Genomic DNA, 13,285 nt, shown 5'->3' with positions numbered 1-13,285 from the left:
TTCACTGGAAGATCTGACACCATGGGAATACCTGGCGAAACACAAACGGGCGGAGAACTCTAATCAACGGTGCAACTGAAACAGGGATGTTTACAACGTGAGTTTCAGGTTAGTTTGGCAATAATTCGTGAGGGAACCATCGCCCTACTTCATTTACGGTTTCATGCATTGATATCCGTTGCAGTGCATACTAATCATGGATGACGAAAGCGCTTTTCCTTGACGCTTTCTTTATGTTCTGGATTATTTTTCGGGCTGGCGCCCCTATTCACCCCATTCCGTCGCCGGAGACAGTAGAAATAATGGTAACCATGGGGTAACGACGTCAATAAAGATGACTGTAGCAATATAGAAGGGGCGGCATTTAAGCAGGCCCATATAGCTAATGATGGCCGTCTTTTTTTAACGGATACAGCGCTGCCGGGGTGACAACGAATAGTCAAGGAGGAAAGGGGGGACAGGGTGCCTAAACGGCACCCTTTTTTATTGGCGCCAGTTCATCGCCGCCACCCGCAGTACCGTCACTTCGCCTATTTCGCACTTCAAGGGCTTACAATGAATCCAACTCCTCTGACAGCACGCAACGGCAGTCTTTCCGCGGCGGACTCTCGTACTTTCCTGCGCAAACGGCTGAACAGCATATCCAGGCGATGATCCAGAAAATAGTCACTATCGTGCCCCAGGGCCTCGATAAGCCGTTCGCGCGGAACCGGCTTGCCTGTGTTGGCGAACAACAACACCAAAACGGTACTTTCAGAACCCGTGAGCGGCACCTTCTTGCCTTTCGGGCTGCACAACGTCCAGCCATCATCTTCAAGCGTCCATCGCGGCTTCCGCGGAGCACTCCCGCTCTGGCTTGTCATGCGCCGATGAACACTGACCAACGTCGCCGCAAGTTCATCGACATTTACCGGCTTAACCAGATAAGCGTCAGCCCCGGCAATCATGCTATCGATGCGCTCCTCCACAGCGGTTCTGGCGGAACAGATGACGATGCCGACCGGCATCATATCGATAATACGCGCCATCACCGCCCGGCCATCTTCGTCAGGCAGACCCAGGTCCAGGACCAGCAGGCTGGTTGGCTCTTGAAGCAGACCAGCGTACAGCCCCCGAGCATCGGCAAAAGCTCTTACCGCAAACCCCTGCTGACTCAATGCACAGGCCATCTCTTCACGCAGATCATCGTTATCCTCGACGATGCAAACGTCAATTCCTTCCCCGATCATGGACCGCCCCCTCCTCGCAAAGCGGCTGGTTCTGAAGCGTATAATATAGCCGTGTGCCTCATCTTCACGAAAACCCCGATACAATGACACTCGGCCTATGCGTATTTTTCAGTTCTTTTCCTTTTTCGTCCTGCTGGTGATGGCGCAGATGGCCCAGTCAGCCTCCTGTACAGGCGTCTTACTGGAAAACAATGAAACCCTGAATACGGACACATTAGCACCCGGGTTACGGCAGGTGGCCGTTGAATACCAGCCGCTCACGCTCAATGATGTCACCGCGCTACCGCCGGAGGCCTTCAAGGCGATCCCTGGCGACCGCCTTCATGTCGATTATGGAAGGACGCTGTGGCTCAGGCTCTGCCTGCGGCGAGATCCCAATAGCCCTCCCCACTGGGGGCTTTTCGTACTCCCCGCCTACCTGAATAGTGTCACCTTGTATGAGCACACCCGTGATGGCATCCGAGAACAGACTCACGCTCCCTCTCGCAACACCCTTGGCAACGATATCTCCTATCGAGGGGCCGCCTTCCTCCTGTCTCCCGTTGCTGACTCCACAAGCGAGTACTATCTGGCCATCGAGGGGCGTCGTGGCGCCGTCAATCTGACAGTAATGGAGCAGAACGCCATTCCCGGCTTTATCGCCATGGAATACGGTGGTTTTGGCCTTTATCTTGGCATGCTGTTTCTGGTCGCGGTGCTCAACCTGTCCTTCTGGCACCGACTGCGAGACCCATTGTATCTTCGCTACGCCTTGGCGCTATTTTCCATCGCCGGTTTTGCTTCATTGGTCGACGGCTACATAATGCAGATTTTCCCCGGACTCTTCGGGTTCTATCGGCCAGCTTTGATTTTACTTTACGCCACCAGCGCCAGCTTGCTGATTTCTTTCGTTTTACAGGCCTTTCGTACCCGGCTTTACTATCCAAGGCTATATAGAATTGGCTACTTACTGATTATCAGCCTCGGTTTTATTGGTGCCGTGGGAGCCATTCTTGATCCACAATATATAGATCCAATGCGACTGATACGCTGGCACACTTTGGCAGCGATCATTATTTTCCCCTTGATGATATTACATGCGCTCTTCCATCACCGCGGTGTACGGCTTTACGCCATCGCCTTTTTACCACTGGCGCTCAGCTTCATCGTTATTACCGCCAATAATATGGAGATGCTTCCGGGTAATGCGCTCTTCAATCACCTCCCCAATATCGCCACGATCATACATCTGATTCTGCTTAATTGGGCATTGGCCCGGCGCGCCGAGCGCTCCGAACGGCATCGTCACCGAGCACTTCGAGCTGCGCTGGAAGCTTCCCGCGGCGCCGAACGAGTCCTTGAAAGCCGGGTACTCGAGCGCACCCGTGAATTGAAAGAGAGTAACAACAAGCTGCACCGCGAAGCCATCGAACGAAGCCAGGCCCAACATCGGCTTCAGGAAAGCCTGGAGCGGGAACAGCGCGCTCTTTATGACCAGCGCCAATACACTGCCATGCTCGCCCATGAAATACGCAACCCGCTGGCGGTTATCAGCACCGCCAGCGACTCATTGCGCCGGGAAACACCCGAAAGCAATGACACCGCGCAGCAGCGACTGGCTCGTATCCAGCGCAACACACGGCAAATCATCGATTTGCTCGACAACCTGCTGGCCCGGGACCGGCTACACTCGCCACTAAAACTGAATCTGCGTCACTGCGACCTTGTTGATTTACTGTTCGACCGCTACCCACCAGGCGACAACAAACGCATTCACCTGGATCTGCCATCCCTACCGGTGCCAGCCCTGGTGGATCCGGAAATGATCGCCGTCGCCATTCACAATCTGGTCACCAATGCGCTGAAATATTCCCCGCCCGATACCCCGGTCATCGTGAGACTGAGCGAAACGACCAATGGATTGGAACTCCGGGTTGAGGATCAGGGGCCAGGCATTTCCGAACAGGAGAAAACGAAGATCTTTGAACGGTACTACCGCGCTCCCAACGAAACCAAGGCCGCCGGCTCCGGACTCGGCCTTCATATCTGCCGGGAAATCATCGTTCGTCATGGCGGCCGGACCGGCTTTCGGGCGCAGGAGTACGGCAACGGCACCATTGCCTGGATCAGGTTGCCCAGGAACGTCGAAAAACAATAAGGACCAAACGTGCCCATGATAAAACTTACCACGCTGTTGGGACTGGCTTGTTCCATTCCCTCTGTTTATGCCACCACCATGCTGCCGCCCATCCAGGTACAAGAAGATGCCCCAACGGATATCCTCCCTTTATCCGCCAGCTCATTCGGCATCGACGACCTCCACAATGGCCCGGCAGCCCATGCTGGTGACCTTCCGTTGAGGGCCACCTCCCTACAGCTGACCGAACCGGAAAACCGCTATACCGGGATCTTCATCCGCGGCCTGGGCACCACCGGTTTCAACGACGGCATGAGCGGCAGTGTCGGCATCAGCATGGATGGTGTTCATCTGGGCCGCCAGTCTCTGTTCCCCGCGCAACTCTATGATCTGGAATCCGTTAGCGTGATCCGCACCCCGTTATTGAGCGGACCAGGACCGGCCACCAGCGCCGGGGCGATTCAATTGCGCTCTCGCGCGCCACAGTGGTATCGCGGCACAGCCTTTTCCACCACTATCGGCAGCGACCGTCTTCAACATCACCAGATTATCGCCAATGAAGAGCTGATCCAGGGACGGCTGGCCGGACGGCTGGCCGCGTATCAGCATCGGCGCGACGGCGCGGAAACCAACAAAACCCGGCATGAAAACGTCAACAATCAGGATCACCGTGGTGTCCGTGGCCAATTACTGTGGCGTATCAACAACCAAACCCAGGCTCGTTTCATCCTTGAGCACAGCCTGCGGGATGAACGGTGCTGCGCCTACTCCGCGCTCCACTACAGCCAGACCTCGAAAGCACGGGCGGCGGCACTGGGCCACCCCTTGCCAACCCCCGCCCCGTTTTCCCGCACGGTGTGGCAAGACAGCGGCCAGCACCGTCGCATCGAGCAAAACGCCGCCACCGTGCAGTGGCGCCAGGCGCTGTTCCCGCGCCTGACCTTGGCCAGTATCAGCGGCTGGCGGAACTGGAAGTATGCCAATTACTACGACCTGGACAGTATCGATCTCGCCATCGCACCGACAGGCGGTGCCGACATGGACCATCATCAGTGGAGTCAGGAACTGCTGCTTTCCGGAGCCCTGTCCGCCCCCTTCCGCTATCAACTCGGCGCCTACTATCTGCATCAGTCCCATCAGCGCAACCGTGATCTGAGTTACGGCAAGAATGCGGCGGCCTGGTTCAGTGGTGGCCAGCCGCTACCGCCAGAGGTACTCGATGGCGCCACCGTTCGCGCACCGGGCAAGGAAAGCGCCACCACCCTTGGACTGCTTGGTGAGTTGAGCTGGGTGATATCACCAGCGTTCACCGTCGCCGGTATCGCGCGCTACAGCCATGACCGCAAACGCGGCTCGCTGTCCCAGCGGATCGAGGGGCTGCGCACTCTCCCGCCGGTGCCCGAACTGGAAGCGCTGCGCCGGGCCCTTCTCGGCGTACCCGTCCAGGGACGCCACGACATCAAGGACGACAGCGTCGACGGCGGCCTGCAGTTGCGCTTCATGCCCAATGACGAGGTGATGTACTTCGTTACCGCCAGCAGCGGTTACAAGAGCGGTGGGATCAACGGTGAAAACACTCGTGGCGCCGTCCGCCCCACATTCAATGCGGAACACAGCCTGAGCCTGGAAAGCGGCCTGCACTATCAGCCGGCGCCCAGGCATCACCTGCGGGTTGTGCTTTATCACAATACTATCCGCGACTATCAAGCTCTCACTTATAACCCGGACTCGTCACCGTTGATTCCGCAGATGAACAACATCATCAACGTCAACAAAGTACGCTCACGGGGCGCCGAGTTGGAAGCAGGTACCATGCTGCCCGGCAATCTGCTCTGGACTTTCGGTGTCGCTTACAACGACGCTCGTTACGTCGACTTCCGCAACGCGCCTTGCCCGCCGGAAAGCGGTGTGCTGTTTTGTGATCTGAGCGGCAAACAGATGGCCAATGCCCCGCGTCACACCGCTTTTTCCGGGCTGCAACGAAGCTGGCCGCTGGATCGGGGTGGCGAATTCTACGCCGGACTCTCCTGGCAATATCGCAGTGGCTATTACGGCACCACCGAACGGGGCCAGGGCAGCAGCCTGGACAGTCGCCAGTTGCTCCATGGCGCCATCGGCATACGCGCCCCTCGCTGGCAACTGGAATTATGGGGCCGCAACCTCACCGACCAAGACTACCTGACCAGTGTGTTTGCCGTGAATGGCAGCGGAGATTATGGCGCTCTGGTCGGCGAGCCGCGCACGCTGGGGGTGAGCATCACCATTCGGGTGCCCTGAGGCTGCCGTAAGAGGGGTAAGGCGGGTTGGCGTGTTGTGGCCCCCTCTCCCTCAACCCACCCCAAAAGCTACTCAGATGACGGTAAAAGCTCCAGGCAGATGCTGACGCAGGGTGAGCAGGTTTTCCTCGCGCACGTCCATGTCGCCGAAGCAGTTGGCGACGGTGCCGGTATAGCGCAAGCCGTCCGCCTGAATCGCCTCGGCGGTGAGGATGGCGTGATTGATGCAGCCGAGTTTCATCCCCACCACCTGGATCACCGGCAGGGACAGTTCCACCGCCAGACCAGCGAGCATTTCGCGATCGTTCAAAGGCACACGCCAGCCGCCGGCGCCTTCCACCAGAATCAGATCCGCCGGATGGCTGCTGATCGCGCCACGTACATAGCCGGCCAGTTGGGCCAGGGTGATCCTGCGTCCTTCCTGTTGCGCGGCGATGTGGGGTGCGATAGCGGCTTTCAGTGCCACCGGATTGACCACGTCATAGGGCAGTTGCACCGATGAGGCCGCCATCAGGTTGACGGCGTCTTCGTTGCGCAACCCTTCCTCTGTGTCCTCGCAGCCCGCCGCCACCGGTTTCAGCCCGTAGCAGCTCAAGCCGGCCTCCCGGGCCCGTTCCAGCAACCGGCAACTGACCCAGGTCTTGCCCACTTCGGTATCGGTGCCGGTGATGAAGAACACCCCCTTCAGGGCCGGTAACGCGGGCATCAGAGCACCTCCTTGCTGGCATGTAAAAACAGCACCCGCCAGGTCAGCGGCAGACCGTCCCGGGTGCGCAGGGTTTCATAGGCGTCGAGCATGGTTCGAAAAGCGCGCTTGCCGGTGAGACCACCCCCTCCACCTTGCACGTGATCGGCCCCGGTGGCCTTGAGGGTGCGAGCTATGGCACGCACGTCGGGGTAGTGCTGGGTCACCGTCAGGGTTTGCTGGGTTACCGTGGATAACCCTTCCGTGGCCAGAGCGTCATGCCATTGCACCATGGTCGGCAGATCATTGACGTGGGGACGGCGGTCCGCGGCTTTCCAGCTCTCGGACAGCTCCCGCAGGGAGTCCCGCAATGGCACCGCCAGCAACAAATGACCACCGGGAGCGAGCACCCGCCCGGCCTCGGCGATCACCACCGCCGGATCACACCATTGCAGAGCAAAGCTGGAAAACACCAGTCCCAGGGACCGGTCCGGCAGCGGCAGGGCTTCGGCATCGGCGCATACCGGCGAGAACAATCGCCCGGTGCGGCCGCGCTGGAACGCTTCCTGAAGCATGGCCGGCGCCAGATCCAGGGCCAGCCAGCGCACTTCATGCCAGCGCTCCTGTTGCTGCCGGCTCAACGGCGCCGTGGCACAGCCCAGATCCGCTGCCCGGGGTATCGGCAGAGACTCCGGCGCCATGGCCAGAAGACTGCGGGCACAGGACAGTTGCAGCACCGCGTGAGCGTCATAACTGGCCGCGGCCCGGCCGAACTGGCGCCCTACCGCCCGTTTGGTGGCCGTGGACGTGGTTACGGCGGGCTCATGCCCAACGGATGAATTAAAAGCAGAAGACATTACGGTCATTACCCGTCGGCGGCGTCGGCGACGATGCCGTGACGCCGATAAAAATCGAGAACCACGGCGGAGAAGTGCTCCGGCGCGGATAGAAACGGTACATGGGACACCCGCTCGATCACCGCGGTTTCCCCGTGCTCATTCAGCAGCGGGCGGATGTCATCCACCAGCGTCACCGGCACGATATTGTCACGTTCACCGAACACCATCAGCAGGGGCTGGCTCAGCGCCGAAAGAGCCGTGCGCAAATCGGTGTCCGCCAGAATCACCAGCCCTTCGATCAGCGCCCGGCGAGCCGGCAGGCCGCAAAAATAGAGGATCTCCTTGAGCCGGGCAACGTCCTCGCGCATGTTCTCGCTGTCTTTGCAGTTGAGCGCCAGAAAGCGCACCAGAGTGCCCTCGAAATCCTCTTCGCAGACCTCGGCGAAGGTGCGCAGAATCTGCGGCCGCATGGCCCGCGGCCAGTCGTCGGCGCGGGTGAAACGCGGCGTGGTCGCCACCGTCACTACCGAGGCGACCCTCTGGGCATGACGTTGCGCCAGATTCAGCGCCACCAGCCCGCCCAGGGACCAACCCAGCACATGGGCCCGCTCCGGCATTACCGAGGCGATCTGATCAGCCAGAAAATCCAGCGTGTACTCGTCGTTGGGCAACGGACTCTGGCCCATGCCCGGCAGGTCCACCACGGTCACCCGGAAGTGCTCGAGCAGAGCCGGCACGATGTCATCGAAGACAATGGCGTGCAGCCCCCAGCCGTGGACCAGCACCAGGTCCCCGGCCTGTTCACCGGCCTTGCCGGTACAGCGGTAGGAGTTGTGAAACGGAATCAGTTTCGGCATGGAACCACCTTTGAGTGATACGGTGCGCGCCGCTTCAGCCGTCGGACGCCTGCCGCAACGCCATCAGCAGCCGGTCCACATCCGCCTCCTCATGGGCGGCGGAGAAGGTGATACGCAGGCGCGCCTGCCCCTCCGGCACGGTCGGCGGCCGGATCGCGCTGATCAGCAGCCCGCTGTCGCGCAAGCGCCGGCTCAGAGCCAGAGCATCGGCGTCTCCACCCACCAGCAGGGGCTGAATCGGCGTTTTCGAGTCCATCAGGGCATAACCCAGTTCGGCCGCGCCGCGCCGGAACCGCTGAACCAGTGCCGTCAGTTTTTCCCTGCGCCAGGCTTCCCGGCGCACGATGTCCAGGCTGACCAGGGTGGCGGCGGCCACCGCCGCCGGCATGGCGGTGGTGTAGACGTAAGTGCGGGCGAATTGTACCAGGGTTTCGATCAATTCGTCGGAGCCGGCCACGAAGGCGCCGGCGGTGCCCAGAGCCTTGCCCAGCGTGCCCATATAGACCGGCACCCGGTCCTGCACGCCCTGATGCCAGAGCGAGCCGCGCCCGGCGCCGTCGAGCACGCCGAGGCCATGGGCATCGTCCACCATCAACCAGGCATCATGGGCCTCACAGGCAGCCAGATAGGCGGGCAGGGGCGCCTCGTCACCGTCCATGCTGAAGACGCCGTCGGTGATCACCAGCTTGCGGGCCGCATCGCTGCGCGCCAGCAGGCTGGCCAGGGCATCCGGCTGATTATGGGCGAAACGGCGGGAGCGGGCGCCGCTGAGCTGGCCGGCATCCAGTAACGAAGCGTGGTTCAGGCGATCCTGAAAGACCGCGTCACCCCGGCCGACCAGAGCGGTCACGGCCCCCAGATTGGCCATGTAGCCATTGGAAAACAACAGCGCCCGCTTCCGCCCGCAATGCTCCGCCAGCGCTTCTTCCAGAGCCTGATGCGGGCTCTGATGGCCGCACACCAGATGGGAGGCGCCACTGCCCACTCCCCACTGATCGGCGGCATCGCGGAACGCGGTGACGATACGCGGATCACCGGCCAGGCCGAGATAGTCGTTGGAACAGAAGTTGAGGAATTCACGGCCGTCCACCACGGCGGTACGTCCGCAGGAGGAATGCATCAGCGGTGGCGTGCGATAGCGGTGTTGGGCGCGGCGTTCCGCCAGCCGCGCCCGCAGATCGAACCCCATGGGGTCAGGAGTCAAGCGTGGCGCCGGCGGTGGGCCGGCCGGTGTCGCGGTCCAATACGTGCTTGGCGGGGCGTTTGCTCATCGCGTCGTAAAACAACCCCTGTTCCTCTCCTTGTTCCTCTGCTTGCTGCTCCGCCACCTGGGCGCGCAGCGCCTCTTCGTGGGCTTCGTCGGAGGCTTCATGGCGCGGGTCCAGCGGGTGGATGCCGAGACGTTGGAACAACTGCCGGTCGTGAGTCGCTTCCGGATTATCGGTAGTGAGCAATCGCTCGCCGTAGAAGATGGAATTGGCGCCAGCCAGGAAACAGAGCGCCTGAGCCTCGTCATGCATCTCCTGACGCCCGGCGGACAGCCGCACATAGGATTCCGGCATCAGAATACGGGCCACCGCCACGGTCCGTACGAACTCGAGCGGATCCAGGTCATCCACGTCCGCCAGCGGCGTGCCCTCGATTTTCACCAGCATGTTGATCGGCACGGATTCCGGATGGTGGGGCAAATTGGCCAGTTGTTGCAGCAGACCGACCCGGTCATCGCGGTTCTCGCCCATGCCGATAATGCCGCCACAACACACTTTCATGCCGGCGTCCCGCACATTCGCCAGGGTGTTCAGACGGTCATTATAGGTGCGGGTGGTGATCACCTGGCCGTAATACTCCGGCGAGGTATCCAGGTTGTGGTTGTAGTAGTCGAGGCCGGCCTCGGCCAGATTACGGGCCTGATTTTCATCCAGCATGCCGAGAGTCATACAGGTTTCCATGCCCAGGGCCTTCACCTGGCGCACCATGTCCAGCACATAGGGCATGTCCTTTTCCCGCGGGCTGCGCCAGGCGGCACCCATGCAGAACCGGGAGGCGCCTTTGTCACGCGCCGCTTTGGCCTCTTCCACCACCCGCGCCACTTCCAGCAGTTTTTCCTTTTCCAGCTCGGTGTTGTAGTGACCGGACTGGGAGCAGTATTTGCAGTCTTCCGGGCAAGCGCCGGTCTTGATCGACAGCAGAGTGCTCACCTGCACCGCGTTGGGATCGAAGAACTGACGGTGCACGGTGGCGGCACGAAAGATCAGATCATTGAATGGCAGGGCAAACAGGGCTTCGATCTCACCCCGATGCCAGTCATGGCGTACAGCGGTTCGGGAAGAAGTCGTCTGGGCGTTGGCGGCGGCTACGGTCATGCTGGTTCTCCTTCTTGAGATCCCAAAGGCTAGGCAGCCCCGGACACCCTGTCAACCATGAAACATTTCCAAAGTTTACATCTGATCAAAAAACACTCTTTCTCGATATGCCTGTTGTGTGGCCAGCGCGCCCGGGCACCTCTGTGCCCGCCCTGCCAGGACTTCCTGAACCAGCGCTGTCGCCTGCCTGCCAGCCTGTGCCGCTGCGGCCTGCCGGATCCCGCCGGTGGCCGCGCGGCCCTGTGCGGGCGTTGCCTGAAACAACCGCCTCCGTTCACCACCACCCATTGCGACTGGCGTTATGACTTCCCGTTGGATCGCCTGATTACCGCCTATAAGCATCATGGTCAGTTGTACCAGGAGCGAGCTTTTGCGCACTTGCTGGCTCAACGGCCGTTGCCCTGGGCGCAAGCCGATGCCCTGTGCCCGATCAGCGCGCATTGGCGCCGGCGGCTATGGCGCGGCTTCGATCAGGCGGAGCGTCTGGCCCACCTGCTGGCCCCACTCTGGCGCAGGCCGGTTCTCCCCGCCCTGCGCCGACAGCGGGCCACCGCGCACCAGCAGGGCAGCAGTAGGCGCCAGCGGCTGCGTAATCTGCACGGCGCTTTCACTATCCAGACGCCAGTTCGGGGGCTCCGGCTGTTATTGGTGGACGATGTCATGACCAGCGGCGGCAGTGCCCGCGAAGCCGCCGCCACGCTGCTGGCCGCCGGCGCCGCCGAGGTGCGGGTCTGGGTGCTATCGCGGACCTGCTAGCGCTGAGCGCCAGCCAAGACCAGGCAGAGGATTCTGATTGAGGGTGCCGCCGGCGGCACCAGGCTCTACAATACGCGCTTGCTCCATTCAAGGGACCGCACGCGCCATGAAGATCAGCATCGCTCAAGGCCACAACCCGCCACACAATATCAACGGCATCACCGTGATCATCGACGTGATCCGCGCCTTTACCACCAGCCATCAGGCGTTCGTCGGCGGTCTCGACCATATTTTGCCGGTGGCCACGGCGGAGGAAGCCTTTGCTCTGCGCGAGCACTACCCTCAAGCGCTGCTGGCCGGCGAGGTACAGGCGTTGCCGATCAAGGGTTTTGACTACGGCAACTCCCCTTGGGAAATCGCCAACAGCGACGTGACGAACCGCACCATGATCCTGCGCACCACCAACGGCGTCACCGCCACCCTGCGGGCGCGGGATAGCCGGGAAGTGCTGGTGGCGGCGCTGATCAATGCCGAAGCCACCGCCCGTTATATTCAGGAGAAAGCCCCACCGTCGGTGGTGCTGGTGGCCTCCCACCCCACCGGAGACGAGGACGTGGCCTGCGCCGAGTACATTCGGGCCTTGCTGGGCGGCGACGGCATCACCCTGGAACAGGCCCAGGAGCGTACCCGTAATGCCTTCGCGGCACGGAAGTTCTTCGACGGCAGCCACCCCCGCCTGCGCCCCGAGGACATTCACATGGCCAGCAGCAGCGCCGGGGACGATGGGCTGGTGATGAAGGTGAGCTTCGAGCCGCTGCCGCGGATCGACAGGGTGGTCTGACCTTTTCCACCAATCCCGGCGCCACTCCAGATCAATGACCCGCCCCCGGGACACTGCTAATGTCAGTGGGATCGACATACAGCCTCAGGAACCCCATTGTCATGATCGAGTGGAACGAACAACAACAAATGATCCAGAAAATGGTGCGCGACTTCATCGCCAAGGAAGTGGTGCCCAATCTGGACGACATCGAATACAACGGCGTCCCGCCTTACGACATCCTGCGCAAGATGATCAAAACCTTCGGCATGGACGAAATGGCGCGGCAGAGCTTCGAGCGCCAGATCGCCAGGGAAAAAACCGGCACACCGAAGCAGGAGAAAGATAAGGAAGGCTCCTCCGCCGCCGCGGCCGAACAAGCGGCGCTACGTCTGATTCCCACCATCGAGCTGTGCCGCCACGCCCAGGGGTTGGTCACCGCCATGGGCGTGTCCATGGGCCTGGCTGGCGGCGCCATCATGAGCAAAGGCACCCTGGAACAAAAAGAACGCTGGGCCCTGCCCCTGCTGACCATGGAGAAAATCGGCGCCTGGGCGATTTCCGAACCCAATTCCGGCTCCGACGCCTTCGGCCAGATGAAGACCGTGGCCCGCCGTGACGGCAATGGCGGCTACATTATTAATGGCTCCAAGACCTGGATCACCAACGGCCCTTACGCCGACACCATCATCCTGATCTGCAAGCTGGATGAGGAGGGTGTGGAACCCCGTGACCGCAAGATCGTCTCCTTTATTCTCGACAGCGGCATGGAGGGGCTGACCCAATCCAAGCCGTTCAAGAAAATGGGCATCGGCTCATCTCCCACTGGTGAATTGTTTTTTGATGACGTCAAAGTCGGCACGGACCGGCTGCTCGGCGGCAGCGAAACCGGTTACGGCCGCTCCGGCGCCAAATCCACCTTCATGCAGGAACGGGCCGGTGTCGCCGCCATGGCGCTGGGCATGGTGGAGCGGGCACTGGAATTGTCGGTGAATTACGCGCGTGAACGGGTGCAGTTCGGCCGCGCCATCGGTGAAAACCAGCTGATCCAATTGAAGCTGGCAAAAATGGAAGTGGCCCGCAGCAATCTGCAGAACATGGTGTTCCGCTATATCGACCTGACCGCCGCCGGCAAGCAGATGACTCTGGCCGAAGCCTCGGCGATGAAACTCTACGCCGCCCAGTCCGCCATGGAAGTGGCCACCGAGGCGGTGCAGATCCACGGCGGCTACGGCTACATGCGCGAATCCCGTGTGGAGCAGTTGATGCGCGATGCCAAGATCCTGCAGATCTACGCCGGCACCGACGAGATGCAGGTGATCGCCATCGCCCGGGACCTGCTGGGCCGCGGCTGACCGCCATGCCTGGAAAGGCGGATGCGAGCGCCACGCCAATGCACTAATC

At 61.1% G+C, this 13,285-nt stretch carries 11 protein-coding genes; 5 read left to right on the top strand and 6 right to left on the bottom strand.

Features of this window, described 5'->3' with window-relative positions; genetic code table 11:
• Window positions 1-542: 542 nt before the first annotated feature.
• A complete protein-coding gene (locus tag CRO06_RS16000; protein WP_097058859.1) occupies window positions 543-1,229 on the bottom strand; it encodes a response regulator transcription factor in 687 nt (228 codons plus the stop codon).
• Between the two features lie 97 nt (window positions 1,230-1,326).
• On the opposite strand from CRO06_RS16000, the gene CRO06_RS15995 reads away from it, so the two are divergent.
• On the top strand, window positions 1,327-3,366 hold the full coding sequence (locus CRO06_RS15995; RefSeq protein ID WP_097058858.1) for a sensor histidine kinase: 2,040 nt from the start codon (window positions 1,327-1,329) through the stop codon (window positions 3,364-3,366).
• Window positions 3,367-3,381: 15 nt separating this feature from the next.
• Window positions 3,382-5,622 carry a TonB-dependent receptor gene (locus CRO06_RS15990; protein WP_097058857.1) on the top strand — a complete coding sequence of 747 codons (2,241 nt, stop codon included), beginning with the start codon at window positions 3,382-3,384 and terminating at the stop codon, window positions 5,620-5,622.
• A gap of 72 nt (window positions 5,623-5,694) precedes the next feature.
• Here CRO06_RS15990 and bioD read toward each other — a convergent pair whose 3' ends face one another.
• From bioD to bioB, 5 genes are read right to left on the bottom strand one after another with little or no spacing between them, the layout of a single operon-like run.
• Window positions 5,695-6,327, bottom strand: coding sequence for a dethiobiotin synthase (gene bioD, locus CRO06_RS15985; RefSeq protein ID WP_026948230.1), 633 nt, complete (start codon window positions 6,325-6,327; stop codon window positions 5,695-5,697).
• Window positions 6,327-7,163, bottom strand: coding sequence for a methyltransferase domain-containing protein (locus CRO06_RS15980; RefSeq protein ID WP_097058856.1), 837 nt, complete (start codon window positions 7,161-7,163; stop codon window positions 6,327-6,329). Before CRO06_RS15980 ends, bioD begins: the two co-directional genes overlap by 1 nt.
• Window positions 7,164-7,171: 8 nt before the next feature.
• Window positions 7,172-8,002: a pimeloyl-ACP methyl ester esterase BioH gene (bioH, locus tag CRO06_RS15975; RefSeq protein ID WP_097058855.1), complete on the bottom strand. Its 831-nt coding sequence runs from the start codon at window positions 8,000-8,002 to the stop codon at window positions 7,172-7,174.
• Between the two features lie 34 nt (window positions 8,003-8,036).
• Window positions 8,037-9,191, bottom strand: coding sequence for an 8-amino-7-oxononanoate synthase (gene bioF, locus CRO06_RS15970; protein ID WP_022995186.1), 1,155 nt, complete (start codon window positions 9,189-9,191; stop codon window positions 8,037-8,039).
• A 4-nt stretch (window positions 9,192-9,195) separates the two neighbouring features.
• Window positions 9,196-10,365: a biotin synthase BioB gene (bioB, locus tag CRO06_RS15965; RefSeq protein ID WP_097058854.1), complete on the bottom strand. Its 1,170-nt coding sequence runs from the start codon at window positions 10,363-10,365 to the stop codon at window positions 9,196-9,198.
• Between the two features lie 57 nt (window positions 10,366-10,422).
• Between bioB and CRO06_RS15960 the strand changes: the two genes are divergently transcribed.
• The 3 genes from CRO06_RS15960 to CRO06_RS15950 all read left to right on the top strand — a co-directional run bounded on the left by CRO06_RS15960 (window position 10,423) and on the right by CRO06_RS15950 (window position 13,236).
• Entirely contained in the window at window positions 10,423-11,121 is a 699-nt protein-coding gene (locus CRO06_RS15960; protein ID WP_097058853.1) for a ComF family protein, read from the top strand.
• Window positions 11,122-11,227: 106 nt separating this feature from the next.
• Complete coding sequence (locus CRO06_RS15955; protein ID WP_022995183.1) at window positions 11,228-11,902, top strand: 2-phosphosulfolactate phosphatase; 675 nt, start codon at window positions 11,228-11,230, stop codon at window positions 11,900-11,902.
• A 101-nt stretch (window positions 11,903-12,003) separates the two neighbouring features.
• Complete coding sequence (locus tag CRO06_RS15950) at window positions 12,004-13,236, top strand: acyl-CoA dehydrogenase family protein (RefSeq protein WP_022995182.1); 1,233 nt, start codon at window positions 12,004-12,006, stop codon at window positions 13,234-13,236.
• Window positions 13,237-13,285: the final 49 nt, after the last annotated feature.

The organism is Alloalcanivorax xenomutans, assembly GCF_900217905.1.
Taxonomy (GTDB): Bacteria; Pseudomonadota; Gammaproteobacteria; order Pseudomonadales; family Alcanivoracaceae; genus Alloalcanivorax; species Alloalcanivorax xenomutans.
Note: the sequence above shows the minus strand (reverse complement) of the source record. Positions and strands in the feature narration are given on the sequence as shown.

Coding starts and splice junctions, on each gene's coding strand:
- CRO06_RS15980 (WP_097058856.1), bottom strand. CDS start 7,163: ATGTCTTCTGCTTTTAATTCATCCGTTGGGCATGAGCCCGCCGTAACC.
- CRO06_RS15995 (WP_097058858.1), top strand. CDS start 1,327: ATGCGTATTTTTCAGTTCTTTTCCTTTTTCGTCCTGCTGGTGATGGCG.
- CRO06_RS15990 (WP_097058857.1), top strand. CDS start 3,382: ATGATAAAACTTACCACGCTGTTGGGACTGGCTTGTTCCATTCCCTCT.
- bioH (WP_097058855.1), bottom strand. CDS start 8,002: ATGCCGAAACTGATTCCGTTTCACAACTCCTACCGCTGTACCGGCAAG.
- bioF (WP_022995186.1), bottom strand. CDS start 9,191: ATGGGGTTCGATCTGCGGGCGCGGCTGGCGGAACGCCGCGCCCAACAC.
- CRO06_RS15950 (WP_022995182.1), top strand. CDS start 12,004: ATGATCGAGTGGAACGAACAACAACAAATGATCCAGAAAATGGTGCGC.
- CRO06_RS16000 (WP_097058859.1), bottom strand. CDS start 1,229: ATGATCGGGGAAGGAATTGACGTTTGCATCGTCGAGGATAACGATGAT.
- CRO06_RS15955 (WP_022995183.1), top strand. CDS start 11,228: ATGAAGATCAGCATCGCTCAAGGCCACAACCCGCCACACAATATCAAC.
- CRO06_RS15960 (WP_097058853.1), top strand. CDS start 10,423: ATGAAACATTTCCAAAGTTTACATCTGATCAAAAAACACTCTTTCTCG.
- bioB (WP_097058854.1), bottom strand. CDS start 10,365: ATGACCGTAGCCGCCGCCAACGCCCAGACGACTTCTTCCCGAACCGCT.
- bioD (WP_026948230.1), bottom strand. CDS start 6,327: ATGCCCGCGTTACCGGCCCTGAAGGGGGTGTTCTTCATCACCGGCACC.